Consider the following 17,196-nt stretch of genomic DNA (forward strand, 5'->3'; position numbering starts at 1 on the left):
CCCTGACGCAAACCCGGCCATGCGGCCGGGCCAGCACAAAGTGAGGTAGCCTACCTCAGAGCGTCAGTGCTTCGCCCGCCTTCGGCGCCTTCACCGTGGCTGCCTTGGCACCCATCGCGGCGATGAAACCCTCTGCCGACTGGTCGACCATCGGGAACGATGCATAGTGGCAGGGAATGACGGTCTCGAAATCAAAGAAGCGGCTGCAGGCGAGCGCGGCGGCCTTTGCGCCCATGGTGAAGCGGTCACCAATCGGCACGAGGCCGATTTTCGGCTGATGCAGTTCGTTGATCAGCGCCATGTCGCCGAAAACATCCGTGTCGCCCATGTGATGGAGCACCTTCTCGCCGGGCGCTGCCAGGATGATGCCATGCGGATTGCCCATGTATTTGAGCCCGTCGCCATCCTGACTGGTGGCGGAGGAATGGATCGCCTGCGTCAGCCCCACCTTGAACGGCCCCACATCCACCATGCCGCCGGCATTCATCGGGTTGATGTTCGAGATCCCCTTGCCCGACAGCCACATGCAGATCTCGAAATTGGCCGTCACCTGCGCCCCGCTCGCCTTGGCAATCGCCACCGTGTCGCCAATGTGATCGTCGTGGCCATGGGTCAGCAGGATGTGGGTCACGCCGGCGCTGGCCTGTTCCACGGTCAGACCGGCGGGAAAGCCCGGGTTGCCGGTGAAGAACGGGTCGATCAGGATCACCGCATCCTTCACCTCGATGCGGAAGGCGGAATGTCCAAGCCAGGTCAGTTTCATTGCATTGCTCCAGACTGAGGGCGGCCCCGGACGGGACCCGGACCGGCGGAGCGCATGGGCAGCCCTTCGCAAGCAAAGGCCAAGCCGCAACGCGCCATCAGCCCGGAATATAAGCTGCCCTGCCCGGACAGCAACCCACACCGCGGCGGCACAAGGGCCTGGAACTCTATCCCCGCCTCCTTCCTGCTTGCCGAAACACCTCCGCTGTGCGAGCACTTGCGCCATGTGGCGGCAGGTGTGGCCTGACTGTCTTTCCGGCACTTATCCTTGATGATGCAGCAACGGCCCCATGACCCAGAACTCCTCACAGGACACTTCACAGGACACTGGCACCACCGCCCCGGGCGGGCAGAAGCAACTGCACAGCGCGGTCATTGCCCGTCAGTTGGAGAACGAGATCATTGCCGGTGAGTTGAAGGCAGGCAGCAGACTGGACGAAATTGCCCTGGCCGAGCGCTTCGGCGTGTCCCGCACGCCGGTGCGCGAAGCACTGCATATCCTCGCCTCCCGCCATCTGGCCGAGCGCGTGCCCTATCGCGGCGTGATCGTTGCCACCATCACCCGCGAGCGCATCGACCAGCTGTTCGAGGCCATGGGCGAGATCGAGGCGACCTGCGGCCGCTTTGCCGCCGAGCGCATGACCATGGGCGAGCGCGCGGCGCTGGAGACCCTGCATCTCGATATGATGGAGATGGCGGAAACCTCCCTCTACGAGGCCTATGAGGACGGCAACACCCGTTTCCACACGCTCATTTTCGAGGGAACGCACAACGATGAGCTGATCCAGATCGCGCATGGCCTGCGGCTGAAGCTCGCCCCCTTCCGCCGCTCGCAGCTGCGGGCAGCCGAGCGGATGAAGAAATCCAACGAGGAACATGCACTCATCGTCAATGCCATCATCGAACGCAACGCAAAGGAAGCCGAACGCGCCCTGCGCCGTCATCTCGTCAGCGCGGCAAGGGCGGTTCTGGAGCATATGACCTAGCGATTTCAGATAATTCGGATGAATATCTCATTGTTTCAGTCAAGCGGACCGGCGCCCTCACTCCATGCAAATACGAATATTTACAGCTGCTTATTCCTGATATTTAAGATCTGATCTCAGGTGGGCAGCCGTAGCGGCACACCAGCCCTCTTCCTCTGGCTTTGGGCCACGGCACCTGATACACGCCAGTCCATGGCAAACGACCCCACGCTTCCGCTTGAAGACTTCATCGCCGCTGTTGCTCCCGGCAGCCGGCTGATCGGCCTTGACCTTGGCACCAAGACCATCGGTCTGGCGCTGTCGGACATTGGCCATGGCATTGCCACCCCGCTGGAAACGATCCGGCGCGAGAAATTCACGCTGGATGCGCAGAAGCTGCTAGGCATCTGTGCAAAACAGGGCGTGGGCGGGCTGGTCATGGGCCTGCCGCTCAACATGGATGGCAGCGAGGGCCCGCGCGTGCAGGCGACCCGCGCCTTTGTGCGCAATCTGGCAGAAAAGACGGCCCTGCCCATCACCTATTGGGACGAGCGCCTGTCCACCGCCGCCGTCACCCGCACGCTGATCGAGGCGGACCGCAGCCGGGCCCGGCGGGCGGAACTCGTCGACAAGATGGCCGCCGCCTACATCCTGCAGGGCTTCCTCGACCGGCTGGGCTATCTGCAGCAGGCGGAGGAAAAGCCCCGGCGCACCTTCACCATCATCGATGACGCAGACTGACGGCCGCCGCCCATGCTGATGACGCTGAGCGCCCTTCTGCCGGTCATTCTGGTCATTGCCTGCGGCTACGGCGTGGCGCGGGCGGGGCTCATCACCGGCGATCAGTGGCGCGGCGTCGAGCGGCTGGCTTATTACGTCCTGTTTCCGGCGGTGCTGTTCCGCACCATTGCAACGGTCGACTTCTCGAAGCTGCCAACCTTCGGCATGGGGTTCTCGCTGATGGGGGCCATTCTGGCTCTGGCGGCGCTGCTGCTGGTGATCCGGCTGCCGCTGGAGCGGGTATTGGGCATTCCCGGCCCGCGTTTCACCTCGATCTTTCAGGGCACCTTGCGCTGGAATGCCATGATCGCACTGGCCATTGCCGGCAGCGTCGTGGGCGAAGACGGGCTGGCCATGCTGGCCATTGCCATGGTCTTCATGATCCCGCTGCTGAATGTGCTGAGCATTCTGGTGCTGTCGCATTATGCCAGCGGCAATCCTCCGGGTGCAACCAAGATCTGCAAGGATCTGGCGCTCAATCCCTTCATCGTCTCCATCGCGGCGGGCATCCTTGTGAACCTTGCAGGCCTGCCCCTGCCGGATGCTGTGGACTCCACCCTTGCCATTCTCGGCAGCGCCTCCTTGCCCATCGGCATCATCTGCGTCGGGGCGAGCCTTGATCTGTCTTCCCTGCGCCGCCCCGGCCCTGCCCTTGCGCTCGGCACCTTCCTGCGCCCGCTGCTGATGCCGCTGGCGGCCTATGGCTTTACGCTGCCGTTCGGCGTCACCGGCACGCCTCAGCTGGTGGTAATCATCGCCAGCGCGGTGCCGACCGCCAGCAACGCCTACATCCTTGCACGGCAGATGGGCGGCGACGCCAAGCTGATGGCAGAAATCATCACGCTGCAGACACTGGCCGCCGCCGTCACCATTCCGGCAGCCCTGCTGATTTTTGGCTGAACGGTCAATAATTTCCCCCGCATGTGGACAGGCCGCCCGGGAGCGCCTGCAAAGCCATTCCGCGCTTGTAGACTCGCGGAACAAGGCCTATCCAGTTCATTCGATGAGCGCACAAGAAAACCATCGAGCAGGCCTTTTCCCCCATCGTCATTTGCTGGGCATGGAAGGCCTTCAACCCCAGGACATCCTCGGCCTTCTGGACCGGGCGGATCAGGCTGTCGAAGTCTCCCGCCAGGTTGAAAAGATCCGGCCGGTGCTTCGTGGACGCACCCAGATCAACCTGTTCTTCGAGGCCTCGACGCGGACGCAATCGTCCTTCGAGATCGCGGGCAAGCGCCTTGGCGCGGATGTGATGAACATGCAGGTCTCCGCTTCTTCGGTGAAGAAGGGCGAGACGTTGATCGACACAGCCGCAACTCTGAACGCCATGCACCCGGATATCCTCGTCGTGCGCCACCATGCGGCAGGCGCGGTGCATCTGCTGGCGCGCAAGGTGGGTTGCTCGGTGATCAACGCCGGTGACGGCCAGCATGAACATCCGACGCAAGCGCTGCTGGATGCCCTGACCATCCGCCGCCACAAGGGCAAGATCGCAAGGCTGACGGTCGCCATCTGCGGCGACATCCTGCATTCGCGCGTCGCCCGCTCCAATATCATCCTGCTGAATGCTCTGGGCGCCAGGGTGCGCGTGGTCGCCCCCTCCACCCTGCTGCCCAGCGGCATCGACCGGATGGGCGTGGAAGTGTTCCGCGACATGAAGGAAGGCCTCAAGGGCGCCGACATCGTCATGATGCTGCGCCTGCAGCGCGAGCGCATGAACGGCGCCTTCATTCCGTCCGTGCGCGAGTATTACCGCTACTATGGGCTCGATGCGGAAAAGCTGGCCTATGCCAAGGAAGATGCACTCGTCATGCATCCCGGCCCGATGAACCGGGGCGTGGAAATCGACCCGGCGGTGGCCGACGGGCCGCAGAGTCTCATCCGCGAGCAGGTGGAAATGGGCGTGGCCGTGCGCATGGCCGTGCTGGAAGCCCTCGCCGCCCATCTGCCGAACCAGTAGGAGCCTGACCCGTGGCCCAAGACACTCCCAAGCCCCTGGTTCTCAAGAATGCCCGGGTGATCGACCCGGCGCGCGGCCTTGATGCAGATGGCAGCGTGATCATCGCGGACGGCACCATTCTGGCCGCCGGTCCCGAAGCGCAGAACCAGGGCACGCCCTATGGCGCCGAGATCATCGACTGCGACGGAGCCATCGTCGCCCCCGGCCTCATCGACATGTGCGTGTCGGTGGGCGAGCCCGGCCACGAGCACCGCGAAACGCTGGCCAGCGCCAGCGAGGCGGCAGCCGCGGGCGGCATCACCACCATCGTCACCATGCCCGAGACCGATCCGGTGATCGACGATCCGGCACTGGTGGACTTCATCCTGCGCCGCGCCCGCGACACGGCGGTGGTCAATGTCCGGCCCATGGCCGCCCTCACCAAGGGCCTTGCCGGGCAGGACATGACCGAAATCGGCCTGCTGCAGGAAGCCGGTGCCGTCGCCTTCACCAACGGCCACAAGTCCGTCCGCAATGCGCAGATCATGCGCCGGATCATGACCTATGCGAGGGACTTCGGCGCGCTGGTCGTGCATCACACGGAAGACCCGGACATGACCGGCGGCACCATGAATGCCGGTCTCAATGCCTCGTGGAAGGGGCTGTCCGGCGTGCCGCGCGAGGCCGAGATCATCATGATCGAGCGGGACCTCAGGCTCGTCGGCATGTCGCGCGGGCGCTATCACGCCAATCTCGTCTCCACCTCCGATGGCGCCGCCGCCATCCAGACCGGCAAGGACCGGGGGCTGGACGTGACGGCCGGCGTGTCCATCAACCATCTGACGCAGAACGAAAACGACATCGGCCCCTACCGGACCTTCTTCAAGATGTCCCCGCCCCTGCGCGATGAGAACGACCGCATGGCCATGGTGCAGGCGGTGGCCGATGGCACCATCGACATCATCTGCTCCAACCATGACCCGCAGGACGTGGAAACCAAGCGGCACCCCTGGGCGGAAGCCGAGGACGGTGCCATTGGCCTGGAAACCCTTTTGGCCGCCGCGCTGCGGCTCTATCATGCAGGCGACATCGGCCTTCTGCCGCTGCTGCGGGCGATGACGCTGAACCCGGCCAACCGGCTGGGCCTTGACGCCGGCCGCCTCACGGCAGGCGCACCGGCGGACGTGATCGTCTTCGACCTTGACCGGCCCTGGGTGCTGGAAAAGAAGGCCATCCGCTCCCGCTCCAAGAACTCGCCGTTCGAAGATGCGCGTTTCTCGGGCCGGGTGCTCACAACCATTGTTGCAGGCCGCAAGGTCTACGATTACGCTTGACGCAACACCACCGGAGATAAACGCGTGGACACCGCGCCTACCTTTGATCTGGCCCCGCATCTGATTTTTGCCTCCCTCGCCCTCGGCTATCTGCTGGGCTCGATCCCCTTTGGCCTCGTCATCACCCGCATGGCGGGCCTCGGCGATATCCGCAAGATCGGCTCGGGCAACATCGGCACCACCAATGTGCTGCGCACCGGCCGCAAGTCGCTGGCGGCGGCAACGCTGCTGGGCGATGCGCTGAAGGGCACCGTGGCGGTGCTGATCGCGGGCCATTTCTTCGGCCCCTCTGCCGCGATGCTGGCCGGTCTTGCCGCGTTCATTGGCCACATCTTCCCGGTCTGGCTGGGCTTCAAGGGCGGCAAGGGCGTGGCAACCTATCTCGGCATCCTGCTCGGCCTCAGCTGGCAGGCAGGCATCGTCTTCGCGCTCAGCTGGATCCTCGCCGCCTATCTCTTCCGATTCTCCTCGCTGTCGGCCCTCATCGCCAGCCTCATCAGCCCCATCGTGCTGGTGCTGCTGGGTCAGATGCAGCTCGCCCTCGTCTTTGCGCTGCTGACTGCCTTCCTGTGGGCCAAGCATCACGAGAATATCCGCCGGCTTCTGAGCGGCACGGAATCGAAGATCGGTTCCAAGGCCAAGGTCCCGGCGGCGGAAGGGGCAGACACACCATCATGAAGACAGACACACCATCATGAAGACAGGCCCGCAGCCCGGCAGAACGATTGTCCTGAGCGACCGTCAACGTCTCGCCTGGCTGCGGCTGATCCGCTCGGAAAACGTCGGCCCGGCCACATTCCGAAGCCTCGTCAACCATTGCGGCTCGGCGGAAGCGGCCATCGAGGCCCTGCCCGACCTGTCCCGCCGGGGCGGCAAGACCGCCATCCGCATCTGTTCACTGGCCGATGCAGAAGCCGAACTCGAAGCCCATGCCCGCGCCGGGGCAAGGCTCGTCGCCATGGGCGAGGCAGACTATCCCCCGCATCTGCGCCACATCGATGGCCCGCCGCCGCTCATTTCCGTGCGTGGTGGAAGCTCTGCACTCGCCAATCCCAGAGCCCTTGCCATCGTCGGGGCGCGCAACGCCTCGCTGGCGGGCCGCAAGTTTGCAGCACAGCTTGCCGGAGAACTGGCGGAGGCCGGCTTCACCATCGTCTCCGGCCTGGCCCGCGGCATTGATGCTGCCGCGCATGAGGCCTCTCTGAGACTTGGCACCGTCGCGGTCTTTGCCGGCGGGGTGAATGTGCTCTATCCGCCCGAACACGCCAGCCTGCTGGAGCGGTTGCTGGCGTCAGGCGGCAATGCCATCAGCGAAATGCCCTTCGGCTGGAGCCCGCGCGGGCGCGACTTTCCCCGCCGCAACCGCATCATCTCCGGCCTGTCGCTGGCGGTGATCGTGGTGGAAGCGGCCAAGGGCTCCGGCTCGCTGCACACCGCCCGTTTCGCGCTGGAGCAGAACCGGGAAATCCTCGCCGTCCCCGGCTCGCCGCTCGATCCGCGCTGCGAGGGCTGCAATCACCTGATCCGTCAGGGCGCGCAGCTGATCACCTCCACCGCCGACATTCTGGAAGCCATCGGCAACCGCGCCGCGCCCGATCTGCCGCCGGACCTGGACCTTGAGGAGCCCTCCTGGGATGGCCCGGACGGCAACCTGCCGGAAGACAGCGCCCGCGCCCGCCTCCTCGAGGCCCTCGGCCCGACGCCGGTCGGCATCGACGAACTCATCCGCGACACCCGCCTCTCCGCCCGCGCCGTCCATGTGATACTGCTGGAACTGGAACTCGCCGGCCGTCTCGAACGCCACTCCGGCCAGAGGGTCAGCCTGACAGGGTAACGCCAGCGCTTGAGGGATGGCAGGCCCGGGTCACGCAGTGGCGGGTATGCGGGCGATGACCTTGATCTCGAAGTCAAATCCCGCAAGCCAGTTGACGCCGACCGCCGTCCAGTTCGGATAGGGAGGCTCGGGGAAAACCTCGCTCTTTATCTCCAGAAAGATCCCGGCCTGCTTTTCCGGATCGGTGTGGAAGCTTGTCACGTCCACGATATCGGCAAATCCGCAACCGGCTGCAGCAAGCACAGCTTCGAGATTGGCAAAGGCCAGGCGGACCTGCTCCCGGTAGTCAGGTTCGGGGCTGCCATCGGCGCGGCTGCCGACCTGACCCGATACAAACAGAAGATCGCCGGACCGGATCGCGGCGGAATAACCATGGGCCTCATAAAGGGCATGGCGGTTCGCAGGGAAAACAGGCGTGGGAGTTGTCATGGCTTTGTCCTAACCGGCGCGGACCTTCACAGGCCCGCCGAATTGAGATACGTTGCGTATGTGTAATTCACATACGCGGCGTATGTCAACGCATTTGCGCACCGGAAACCTAAAGCAATGACGCAAGGCCCCCGCAGAACCCGTTCCGCGATGATGGAAGAGACCCGCATCAAGCTGATTGCAGCGGGCCGCCGCGCCTTTGCCGAAAAGGGCTTCGCGGCATCTTCGATGGATGACCTGACGGCCGCTGCGGACCTGACGCGCGGCGCCCTCTACCATCACTTTGGTGACAAGAAAGGGCTGCTCGCGGCTGTCGTGGCTGAGATCGATGGCGAATTGGCCGGGCGTGCGCGGCGCGCAGGGGCTGCGGCTGGAACCGGTTGGGCCGCCCTCGAAGCGCAAGGGGCGGCCTATATCGAGGCAGCGCTGGATCCGGAGGTTCAGCGCATCGTGCTGCTGGACGGGCCCGCATTTCTGGGTGACCCTTCGCAATGGCCGAGCCAGAACAGTTGCCTCGAAGAAACCCGCACCGCGCTCGCCGCCTTGTCCGAGGCGGGCATCCTGAAGCCTGTCGACCTTGAGGCCGCTGCCCGGCTGCTCAACGGAGCAGCCCTGAATGCCGCGCTCTGGGTCGCTTCCAGCGACGATCCGGCCGGGACCCTGCCCAAGGCGCTTGAGGCCTTCCGGCATCTCGCATCCGGATTGCTGGCAGAGTGACGCCTTAGGAAGGACCGAATGGCTGGCCCGGCATTCAAGCGCCGATGACCTTTCAAACAGCCAGAATCACAAGCGTGGCTTGACCTTCTGTTCACAAACGGTCATTTGACAGGCGGCTTGCGATCCTTGATCGTTGCCGGGGGAACAAGAATTTGCAGCGGAAACGGCCGGACAATCTGGTCACGGCCCGCTCACCAGCTTCTGGATTGTGATGAACATCGTCATTGTGGAATCGCCGGCCAAGGCCAAGACGATCAACAAATACCTGGGATCGGACTATCACGTTCTGGCGTCCTATGGTCACGTGCGCGACTTGCCGGCGAAGGATGGCTCCGTCCGTCCCGACGAGGACTTTGCCATGATCTGGGAGGTGGACAGCAAGTCCCAGAAGCGGCTCAACGAGATCGCCAGCGCCGTGAAGGGCGCAGACCGCCTGATCCTCGCAACTGACCCGGATCGCGAAGGTGAGGCGATTTCCTGGCATGTGCTGGATGTGCTGCAGAAGAAGAAGGTGCTCAAGGACATCCCGGTAGAGCGCGTTGTCTTCAACGCCATCACCAAGCAGTCGATCCTGGAGGCGATGAAGAACCCGCGGCCGATCGACACACCGCTGGTGGATGCCTATCTCGCCCGCCGCGCGCTCGATTATCTCGTCGGCTTCACCCTCTCCCCCGTCCTGTGGCGCAAGCTGCCGGGCGCGCGCTCTGCCGGACGTGTGCAGTCCGTGGCGCTGCGCCTCATCTGCGACCGGGAAATGGAGATCGAAACCTTCGTCAAGGAAGAGTACTGGTCGATCCTCGCCAGCCTGAAGACGCCGAAGGGTGACGGCTTCACCGCCTCCGTGGTGGGCTTTGACGGCAAGAAGCTCGGCCGCCTCGACATCAAGACAGAAGAGCAGGCGCAGACCATCAAGCGCATGCTGGAAGGCGCCAGCTACCGGGTGGAGAGCGTCGTCTCCAAGCCCGCCAAGCGCCATCCGCAGCCGCCCTTCACCACCTCGACGCTGCAGCAGGAGGCTTCCCGCAAGCTCGGCTTCTCCGCGTCCCGCACCATGCAGGTGGCGCAGAAGCTTTATGAGGGCATCACCCTCGGCGGCGAGACCACCGGTCTCATCACCTATATGCGTACCGACGGCGTGCAGATCGCGGGCGAAGCCATTGCCGCCGCCCGCCGCGTCATCGGCAGCGACTTTGGCGACAAATACGTTCCCGAAAAGCCGCGCTTCTATTCCTCCAAGGCCAAGAACGCCCAGGAAGCGCACGAAGCCGTGCGCCCGACCGACCTTGGCCGCCGCCCGCGCGATGTCGCCCGTTTCCTCGATCCCGATCAGGCCCGGCTTTACGAGCTGATCTGGAAGCGCACCATGGCCAGTCAGATGGAATCGGCCGTTCTGGAGCGCACCACCATCGATATCGACGCAAGCGGATCCGGCAAGCATGCTGCCCTGCGCGCAACCGGTTCCGTTGTCCGCTTCGACGGCTTCCTGGCGCTCTATCAGGAAGGCCGCGATGACGACGAAGACGAAGATTCCCGCCGCCTGCCGGCCGTGGACGATGGCGCGCCGCTGAACCTTGCTGCCGTTGACGGCAAGCCGGGTATCGACGCCAGCCAGCATTTCACCACGCCGCCGCCGCGCTACACGGAAGCCAGCCTCGTCAAGAAGATGGAAGAGCTGGGCATCGGCCGGCCTTCCACCTATGCCTCGACGCTGCAGACCCTGCGCGACCGCGAATATGTGGATCTCGACAAGAAGCAGCTGGTGCCGCAGGACAAGGGCCGCATCGTAACGGCCTTCCTGGAAAGCTTCTTCTCCCGCTATGTGGAGTTTGACTTCACCGCGAGCCTTGAAGAGCAGCTCGACCGGATTTCCGCCGGCGAACTGTCCTGGCGCGAGGTGCTGGCCGCGTTCTGGCGCGATTTCTCCGCCGCCGTGGACGAGACCAAGGACCTGCGCGTTGCCCAGGTGATCGACGCGCTGAACGAGCTGCTGGCCGCCCATATCTTCCCCGTGAAGGAAGAGGGCAAGGACCCGCGTGCCTGCCCGTCCTGCGCCACCGGCCAGCTGTCGCTGAAGGTCAGCCGCTTCGGCGCCTTCATCGGCTGCAACAACTATCCCGAATGCAGCTACACCCGCCAGCTGGCACGCGGTGCCGAGGGCGAGGACGGGGAAGCAGCTGCCGACGGCCCGAAGGTGCTGGGCACCGATCCGGCCACCGGGCTGGATGTCTCCCTGCGCACCGGCCGTTTTGGCCCTTATGTGCAGCTGGGCGAGGAAGCCAAGCCCAAGCGCGCCTCCCTGCCCCGCGGCTGGTCTGCGGCAGATATCACGCTGGACAAGGCCTTGCAGCTTCTGTCCCTGCCCCGCGAAATCGGACCGCATCCGGAAGACGGCAAGATGATCTCGGCCGGCATCGGGCGCTTCGGCCCCTTCGTGCTGCATGATGGCACCTATGCGAACCTTTCGTCCGCCGATGAGGTGTTCTCGGCCGGCATCAACCGCGCCGTAGATCTTCTGGCGGAAAAGCGCGCCAAGGGTGCCCGTGGCCGGGCGGCCCCCGCAGCGCTGAAGGAACTGGGCGAGCATCCCGATGGCGGGCCCATCACCGTGCGCGATGGCCGTTACGGGCCTTACGTCAACTGGGCCAAGGTCAACGCCACCCTGCCCAAGGGCAGTGATCCGCAGGCGGTGACGCTGGAACAGGCGCTGGAGCTGATTGCGGCCAAGGGCGGCGGCAAGAAGGCTGCAGCCAAGAAGCCGGCCGCAAAGAAGGCCGCCACCACCAAGAAGGCTGCCCCGAAGAAAGCTGAAAAGGCTGAGGACGGCGAAGCCGCACCGAAGAAGGCGGCAGCCAGGAAGACCACGGCAACCAAGGCAAAGACCGCAACCGCCAAGACAGCGGCAGCGAAAGCGCCTGCCAAGAGCAGATCCAAAGCCGGCAGCACTGCCGCAGACGAGGCCAATTGACCACGAAACGCACCCATGGCGGCGGCGGCGCATCCGATCAGCGCCCCGTCCGAGCCCGCAAGAGCGCAGCAAAACCCGGCGGCAGGGCCGCAAAACCGGCCAAGACGCCGGGCGCCTTTCCCTCGCGCGAAGACATCCTTGCCTTTGTCGCAGAAAATCCGGGCAAGGCAGGCAAGCGGGAAGTGGCGCGCCATTTCGGCATCGTCGGCGCCGCCCGCATCCAGCTGAAGCGCATCCTCAAGGATCTGGCCGAGGAAGGCGTCGTAGAAAAGCGGCAGAAGCGCCTGATCCGCCCCGGCGACCTGCCGCCTGTTTTCGTGGTCTATCTCAACGCCCGCGATGCCCATGGCGAATTGCTGGGCGAGCCCGTGAACTGGGACGAAGAGGCGGGCACACCGCCGAAAGTGCTGGTGCTGACGGGCCGCGATACGCCGCGCGGCGCAACGCCGGGCATTGGCGACCGGGCGCTGGTGCGCCTTGCAGACCTTGATCCCGGCCCGGAAGCCGCCCACGCTGCACGGGTGCTGAAGCTGCTGGAGCGCCAGCAGGGCGCCATTCTGGGCATCCTGCGCGAGCGCGCCGGGCACATGCCGCCCTATCTGGAACCCATCGACCGCAAGCAGCGCGAACTCGACATCGACACCTCCGACCTGAAGGAGGCGGTGGATGGCGATCTCGTCAGCGTCGAGATCACCCGCATTGGCCGCTACGGCGCGCCCAAGGCCCGGATCGTGCGCCGCTTCGGCTCGCTGAAGTCGGAGATGGCCGTTTCCGAAATCGCGCTGCAGAGCCACGGCATTCCCCACATCTTCCCCGCTGCCGTCGAGCTGGAAGCAGAGCGGGCCCAGCCGGTGACGCTTGGCAAGCGCGAGGACTGGCGCAAGATCCCCTTCATCACCATCGACCCGGCAGACGCCAAGGACCATGACGACGCGGTCTATGCGGAAGCCGACGAGGACCCGGCCAACGAAGGCGGTCATGTGGTCTTCGTCGCCATTGCCGATGTCGCCCACTATGTCCGGCCCGGCACGGCGCTGGACCGGGAGGCGCATCTGCGCGGCAACTCGGTCTATTTCCCCGACCGGGTGATCCCGATGCTGCCGGAGCGCATTTCCAACGATCTGTGCTCGCTGAAGGAAGGCGTCGACCGCCCGTCCATGGCTGTGCGCATGGTCTTCGACAAGACCGGCCGCAAGATCGCGCACACCTTCCACCGGGTGCTGATCCGCTCTGCCGCCAAGCTGTCCTACCAACAGGCGCAGGCAGCCATCGACGGCCAGACGGATGACAAGACTGGCCCGCTGCTGGAGCCCATCCTCAAGCCCCTGTGGGCGGCCTATGAATGCCTGACCCGTGGCCGCGACGCCCGCGAGCCACTGGATCTCGACCTGCCGGAGCGCAAGATCAAGCTGAAGGCGGATGGCACGGTCGATTATGTCTTCATCCCGGACCGGCTTGATGCGCACAAGCTGATCGAGGAATGCATGATCCAGGCCAACGTTTCGGCTGCCGAGACGCTGGAAAAGCGGAAAGTGCCCCTGCTCTACCGCATCCATGATGCGTCGAGCCCGGAGAAGCTGCAGTCGCTGAAGGACTTCCTGTCCACGCTCAGCATGAAGCTGCCTTCCTCCGGCGGTCTGCGGCCCGCCACCTTCAACGGCATTCTGGCCAAGGTGAAGGACACGCCACAGGCCCATCTCGTCAACGAAGTGATCCTGCGCTCGCAGGCCCAGGCAGAATATGCGCCGGAGAATATCGGCCACTTCGGCCTCAACCTGCGCCGCTATGCCCATTTCACCTCGCCCATCCGCCGCTATGCCGACCTTATCGTGCACCGTGGACTGATCCGGGCGCTGGGGTTCGGCTCCGATGGCCTGCCGGAGGAAATCGGCGGCAAGCTCGCGGCCATCGGCGCGGAAGTCTCCGCCGCCGAGCGCCGGGCCATGCTGGCCGAGCGGGACACCATCGACCGTCTGATTGCCCTGTGGATGAGCGAGCGCGTCGGCGCCCGCTTCACGGGCCGCATTGCGGGCGTCGTCAAGTCGGGCATGTTCATCAAGCTGGATGACACGGGCGCGGATGGCTTCATCCCAGCCTCGACCATCGGCCACGACTATTACCGCTATGACGAAGCGTCGCATGCTTTGATCGGCGAGAGGACTGGCGAAACCCACCAGCTTGGTGACAAGGTGGAGGTCGAGCTGGTGGAAGCTGCCCCCTTTGCCGGAGCCTTGCGCTTTGCATTGCTGAGCGAGGGGCGCATCACCGCCAAGGGCGCACGCCGGAAGGGCGGCTCATCAGGGCCGGGCGGGCGCAGTTCACCCGCCCGCAAAGGCGGCTTCACCCCGGGACGGAGGGGGAAAAGATAATCATGGGCTTGCAGTATCTGACGGGGGGAGGCCCTGAGGAACCAGTTGCCGCGAAGCCGAAACGCAACGTGGGCCAGTCGATCCTGCGCGGCTTTTCTTGCCGCTGTCCGGCCTGCGGAGAGGGGAAGATCTTCACCGGCTATCTGACGGTGAACCCGGCCTGCACTGTGTGCGGTGAGGAGCTGCATCACCAGCGCGCCGATGACGCCCCGCCCTATTTCACCATCACCATCGTCGGTCACATCATCGTGCCGGCCATGATGGCGGTGGAATTTGCCTGGCGTCCGGCCGTGTGGATCCACATGGCGCTGTGGCTGCCGCTGACCCTCATCCTTTCACTGGGCTTCCTGCGGCCGGTCAAAGGTGCTCTGATCGGGCTGCAATGGGCGCTCTACATGCATGGCTTCGACCCCGAATCCATCGAGGACCTGCCCGAACCGGATCCCGCTGCCAGCCACCGCAGCCCCTGAGAAGCCGAGCCTGACATGAGCGACGAAGGCCTTGCCGCCCTCCACAAGGAAGCCCAGACGCACACGGGCCACGCCTATATCCGCCCCAAGGATGCCTCGACGCTGCTGATCCTCGACCGCAGCGGCAGCGCCTTGCGCGTGCTCATGGGCAAGCGGCACCAGCGCCACACCTTCATGCCGGGCAAGTTCGTCTTTCCCGGCGGCCGGGTGGACCCGGGCGATTCCCGTGTGGCTGTCTCTTCCAGCTATCATCCGGAAGTGGAGCGCAAGCTCGCCGTGCTGCCGAAGGGCGGCAAGCTGACGCCCTCGCGCCTCAAGGCGCTTGCGGTGGCCGCCGTGCGCGAAACCTACGAAGAGGCGGGCCTCTTCATCGGCCGCCAGACCGGGCGCCAGTGGCCCGCAAAAGGCGATTTTCAGGCTTTCTCCGACCGGGGCATCGAGCTGGACCTTTCGCCCGTGCGCATGGTCGCCCGCGCCATCACGCCGCCGGGCCGCTCCCGCCGCTTCGACACGCGTTTTCTGGCCGTCTTTGCCGATGGAATCGCTGACCGCCTGCCGCAGGGCACCGGCCCTTCGGGGGAACTGGAGGACATCGCCTGGCTGACGCTGGAGGAAACGCGCGATGCGGACCTGCCCATCATCACCCAGAAGATTCTCTCTGACCTTGCCGAAAGGCTCGCCCACGACCCGGATCTGGCGCCGCAAACGCCGGTTCCGCTCTATTTTGCCCGTGGAAACGGCTTTGCCCGGGAGCTGATCTGAGCCATTGCCGGGGATTTTTGCGGGGAGCCCGCGCCAGAGCTTGACTTTGGCTGGCTTATGAGTAGTTTGCGCCCTGATTTCGTGACACCGCAGCGAACTCAAAGGGCGCCAGAGACTGGCCGCATTGAGCGTTTGCCGGACTAACCAGAACAGGATCGAAGGCTATGGCCAAGGCGACCACCATCAAGATCAAGCTGCTTTCCACCGCTGACACCGGTTTCTTCTACGTGACCAAGAAGAACTCCCGCACCATGACCGAGAAGATGTCCATGCGGAAGTACGACCCGGTTGCCAAGAAGCACGTCGAATTCAAGGAAACCAAGATCAAGTAATCCGCGCTGCTCCGCCTGACATGGCAGAGCGCAGGACCTGATCTTCCTTCCAGAAACCCGCCAGGCATCGCCTCGCGGGTTTCTTGCTGTTCGCACGCTCTCTTCCGTCATGCCATGACTTGATCATGGCATCCATGCCCTGCCCTCCCTGCACGGCGGCGTGTTGCGGAACACTTGGCGGACTGCCTGCATGGAAAGTCCACGGAATGGATGCCATGGCCGAGCCATGGCATGACGAAAAGGGAGGGCGCGGTGCATTGTTTCAAGAGGAACATCGGCAGGTGCGTTGACCGCCTTGGCAAGCATGGCCATGGAGGCTTCACCATCGCTAGCCGTCAGGCACCGCCTCGCGGGCTTCTTGGTGTTCGCACGCTCTCTTCCGTCATGCCATGACTTGATCATGGCATCCATGCCCTGCCCTCCCTGCACGGCGGCGTGTTGCGGAACACTTGGCGGTTTGCCTCCAGGGAAAGTCTACGGAATGGATGCCATGGCCGAGCCATGGCATGACGAAAAGGGAGGGCGCGGTGCATAGGGTAGGGGCTGCAAAGTGAGGCCCCGGGGGCTACTGTATGCCCGACCTTTGAAGGTCCGCCTGCCGGAACTTTCAAGGTCCATTTCCCCCGCTCGGGCGTTCTGCGGCTAGCTTGCCTTCATCACCTGAGGACAAGGATCGCCAGCCATGAGCGTGAAACCGGTCAGCAACCGCATCGAACTTGAAGCCGCCATCCAGAGCAAGGCGGCAGAGGACGCCGCCTTCCGGGCGGCCCTGACGGCCAATCCGGCCACCGCGCTGGAAGCTGCCTTCGGCCTTGCCGTGCAGCCGGGCGTCAGCATCCGTATCATCGAGGAAAAGCCGGGCGAAGTGGCGCTGGTGCTGCCAGCGGGCGCGGGTGAGCTTTCCAGCAAGGATCTGGAGGCCGTGTCCGGAGGCTATGCCGTGAATGCGCAGGTGACCGATGCCGTCACCCAGAGCAACGTCAAGCATCCCGGCGGCGGCAGCGATCCGATGGGCTGGGGTGGCAGCGTCTATTCTGCCCGGTTCCCCTTCTTCCCCCGTTGATTCACCCTTGAAAGAACAACGTCATGACAACACCCCTACCCGCCCGCCTTGCCTGTGAAGCCCTGCTGCGTGAGAAGGCAGCAAGTGATGCTGAGTTTCGTGCAAGGCTCGTCAGCAATCCGGCTGAAGCCGTTGGTGAAACCTTCGGACAGGCGCCCAAGGGCGATCTGACCTTCCGTGTCATCGAGGAAGAGCCCGGTGAGGTGGTGCTCGTGCTGCCGCCCCTGCCCGGGGAACTGTCCGACGCACAGCTGGCAGCCGCATCCGGCGGTTACACCCTCACGATCAACAATTCGGGTAGTGGCAGCTCTGGCTTCTTCATCTTCCAGAAGGGCCCGCAGACCGGCGGCTCCGCGTCTATTGCATGGTCCACATTGCCGGGCGGCTCAGGCGCCGGCACAAGCTTTACCTGGAACATCAATTACGGCGCATCCTGGTGGTGAACCAGCCGGTGCGCGGCTGCAGTGATGCGCCG

General features: G+C 64.5%; 18 protein-coding genes. 15 read left to right on the plus strand and 3 right to left on the minus strand.

The features are described from left to right. Nucleotides 1-55: 55 nt before the first annotated feature. Nucleotides 56-763: a metal-dependent hydrolase gene (locus tag IF10I1_RS16425; RefSeq protein WP_186393555.1), complete on the minus strand. Its 708-nt coding sequence runs from the start codon at nucleotides 761-763 to the stop codon at nucleotides 56-58. A 289-nt stretch (nucleotides 764-1,052) separates the two neighbouring features. Between IF10I1_RS16425 and IF10I1_RS16430 the strand changes: the two genes are divergently transcribed. The 7 genes from IF10I1_RS16430 to dprA all read left to right on the plus strand — a co-directional run bounded on the left by IF10I1_RS16430 (nucleotide 1,053) and on the right by dprA (nucleotide 7,614). Continuing rightward, nucleotides 1,053-1,748 carry a GntR family transcriptional regulator gene (locus IF10I1_RS16430; RefSeq protein ID WP_186393556.1) on the plus strand — a complete coding sequence of 232 codons (696 nt, stop codon included), beginning with the start codon at nucleotides 1,053-1,055 and terminating at the stop codon, nucleotides 1,746-1,748. Between the two features lie 192 nt (nucleotides 1,749-1,940). Further along, on the plus strand, nucleotides 1,941-2,468 hold the full coding sequence (gene ruvX / locus IF10I1_RS16435; RefSeq protein ID WP_186393557.1) for a Holliday junction resolvase RuvX: 528 nt from the start codon (nucleotides 1,941-1,943) through the stop codon (nucleotides 2,466-2,468). Nucleotides 2,469-2,480: 12 nt separating this feature from the next. Beyond that, the gene (locus tag IF10I1_RS16440; RefSeq protein ID WP_186393558.1) at nucleotides 2,481-3,407 is read left to right on the plus strand and encodes an AEC family transporter; all 927 of its coding nucleotides are present in this window, start codon (nucleotides 2,481-2,483) and stop codon (nucleotides 3,405-3,407) included. A 103-nt stretch (nucleotides 3,408-3,510) separates the two neighbouring features. After that, nucleotides 3,511-4,467, plus strand: a complete 957-nt coding sequence (locus IF10I1_RS16445) for an aspartate carbamoyltransferase catalytic subunit (protein WP_050471673.1) — start codon at nucleotides 3,511-3,513, stop codon at nucleotides 4,465-4,467. A gap of 11 nt (nucleotides 4,468-4,478) precedes the next feature. Then, the gene (locus IF10I1_RS16450; RefSeq protein ID WP_050471674.1) at nucleotides 4,479-5,780 is read left to right on the plus strand and encodes a dihydroorotase; all 1,302 of its coding nucleotides are present in this window, start codon (nucleotides 4,479-4,481) and stop codon (nucleotides 5,778-5,780) included. Nucleotides 5,781-5,804: 24 nt separating this feature from the next. After that, nucleotides 5,805-6,458 carry a glycerol-3-phosphate 1-O-acyltransferase PlsY gene (plsY, locus tag IF10I1_RS16455; RefSeq protein WP_186393559.1) on the plus strand — a complete coding sequence of 218 codons (654 nt, stop codon included), beginning with the start codon at nucleotides 5,805-5,807 and terminating at the stop codon, nucleotides 6,456-6,458. 16 nt (nucleotides 6,459-6,474) lie between these two features. Beyond that, the gene (gene dprA / locus IF10I1_RS16460; protein WP_186393560.1) at nucleotides 6,475-7,614 is read left to right on the plus strand and encodes a DNA-processing protein DprA; all 1,140 of its coding nucleotides are present in this window, start codon (nucleotides 6,475-6,477) and stop codon (nucleotides 7,612-7,614) included. 30 nt (nucleotides 7,615-7,644) lie between these two features. On the opposite strand, the gene IF10I1_RS16465 is transcribed toward dprA, so the two are convergent. Then, nucleotides 7,645-8,043, minus strand: a complete 399-nt coding sequence (locus IF10I1_RS16465; protein ID WP_050471677.1) for a RidA family protein — start codon at nucleotides 8,041-8,043, stop codon at nucleotides 7,645-7,647. A 117-nt stretch (nucleotides 8,044-8,160) separates the two neighbouring features. Between IF10I1_RS16465 and IF10I1_RS16470 the strand changes: the two genes are divergently transcribed. The 6 genes from IF10I1_RS16470 to rpmG all read left to right on the plus strand — a co-directional run bounded on the left by IF10I1_RS16470 (nucleotide 8,161) and on the right by rpmG (nucleotide 15,658). Continuing rightward, nucleotides 8,161-8,760: a TetR/AcrR family transcriptional regulator gene (locus tag IF10I1_RS16470; RefSeq protein WP_244284736.1), complete on the plus strand. Its 600-nt coding sequence runs from the start codon at nucleotides 8,161-8,163 to the stop codon at nucleotides 8,758-8,760. 211 nt (nucleotides 8,761-8,971) lie between these two features. Next, a complete protein-coding gene (gene topA, locus IF10I1_RS16475; RefSeq protein WP_186393561.1) occupies nucleotides 8,972-11,725 on the plus strand; it encodes a type I DNA topoisomerase in 2,754 nt (917 codons plus the stop codon). Beyond that, nucleotides 11,722-14,094 carry a ribonuclease R gene (gene rnr / locus IF10I1_RS16480; RefSeq protein WP_186393562.1) on the plus strand — a complete coding sequence of 791 codons (2,373 nt, stop codon included), beginning with the start codon at nucleotides 11,722-11,724 and terminating at the stop codon, nucleotides 14,092-14,094. Before topA ends, rnr begins: the two co-directional genes overlap by 4 nt. Before the next feature lie 2 nt (nucleotides 14,095-14,096). Beyond that, entirely contained in the window at nucleotides 14,097-14,564 is a 468-nt protein-coding gene (locus tag IF10I1_RS16485) for a DUF983 domain-containing protein (protein ID WP_186393563.1), read from the plus strand. A 15-nt stretch (nucleotides 14,565-14,579) separates the two neighbouring features. Continuing rightward, the gene (locus IF10I1_RS16490; RefSeq protein ID WP_050471680.1) at nucleotides 14,580-15,326 is read left to right on the plus strand and encodes an NUDIX hydrolase; all 747 of its coding nucleotides are present in this window, start codon (nucleotides 14,580-14,582) and stop codon (nucleotides 15,324-15,326) included. Nucleotides 15,327-15,490: 164 nt separating this feature from the next. Next, nucleotides 15,491-15,658: a 50S ribosomal protein L33 gene (gene rpmG / locus IF10I1_RS16495; RefSeq protein ID WP_019966402.1), complete on the plus strand. Its 168-nt coding sequence runs from the start codon at nucleotides 15,491-15,493 to the stop codon at nucleotides 15,656-15,658. 123 nt (nucleotides 15,659-15,781) lie between these two features. On the opposite strand, the gene IF10I1_RS16500 is transcribed toward rpmG, so the two are convergent. After that, on the minus strand, nucleotides 15,782-16,069 hold the full coding sequence (locus IF10I1_RS16500) for a hypothetical protein (RefSeq protein WP_186393564.1): 288 nt from the start codon (nucleotides 16,067-16,069) through the stop codon (nucleotides 15,782-15,784). Nucleotides 16,070-16,340: 271 nt separating this feature from the next. On the opposite strand from IF10I1_RS16500, the gene IF10I1_RS16505 reads away from it, so the two are divergent. Together IF10I1_RS16505 and IF10I1_RS16510 are read left to right on the plus strand one after the other, a co-directional pair. After that, nucleotides 16,341-16,721 carry an NHLP leader peptide family RiPP precursor gene (locus IF10I1_RS16505; protein WP_122519972.1) on the plus strand — a complete coding sequence of 127 codons (381 nt, stop codon included), beginning with the start codon at nucleotides 16,341-16,343 and terminating at the stop codon, nucleotides 16,719-16,721. A gap of 23 nt (nucleotides 16,722-16,744) precedes the next feature. Then, entirely contained in the window at nucleotides 16,745-17,164 is a 420-nt protein-coding gene (locus IF10I1_RS16510; protein WP_186393565.1) for an NHLP leader peptide family RiPP precursor, read from the plus strand. The last annotated feature ends 32 nt before the right edge of the window (nucleotides 17,165-17,196 follow it).

Source organism: Pannonibacter sp. I15F10I1 (assembly GCF_900185665.1).
GTDB classification, from domain to species: domain Bacteria; phylum Pseudomonadota; class Alphaproteobacteria; order Rhizobiales; family Stappiaceae; genus Pannonibacter; species Pannonibacter indicus.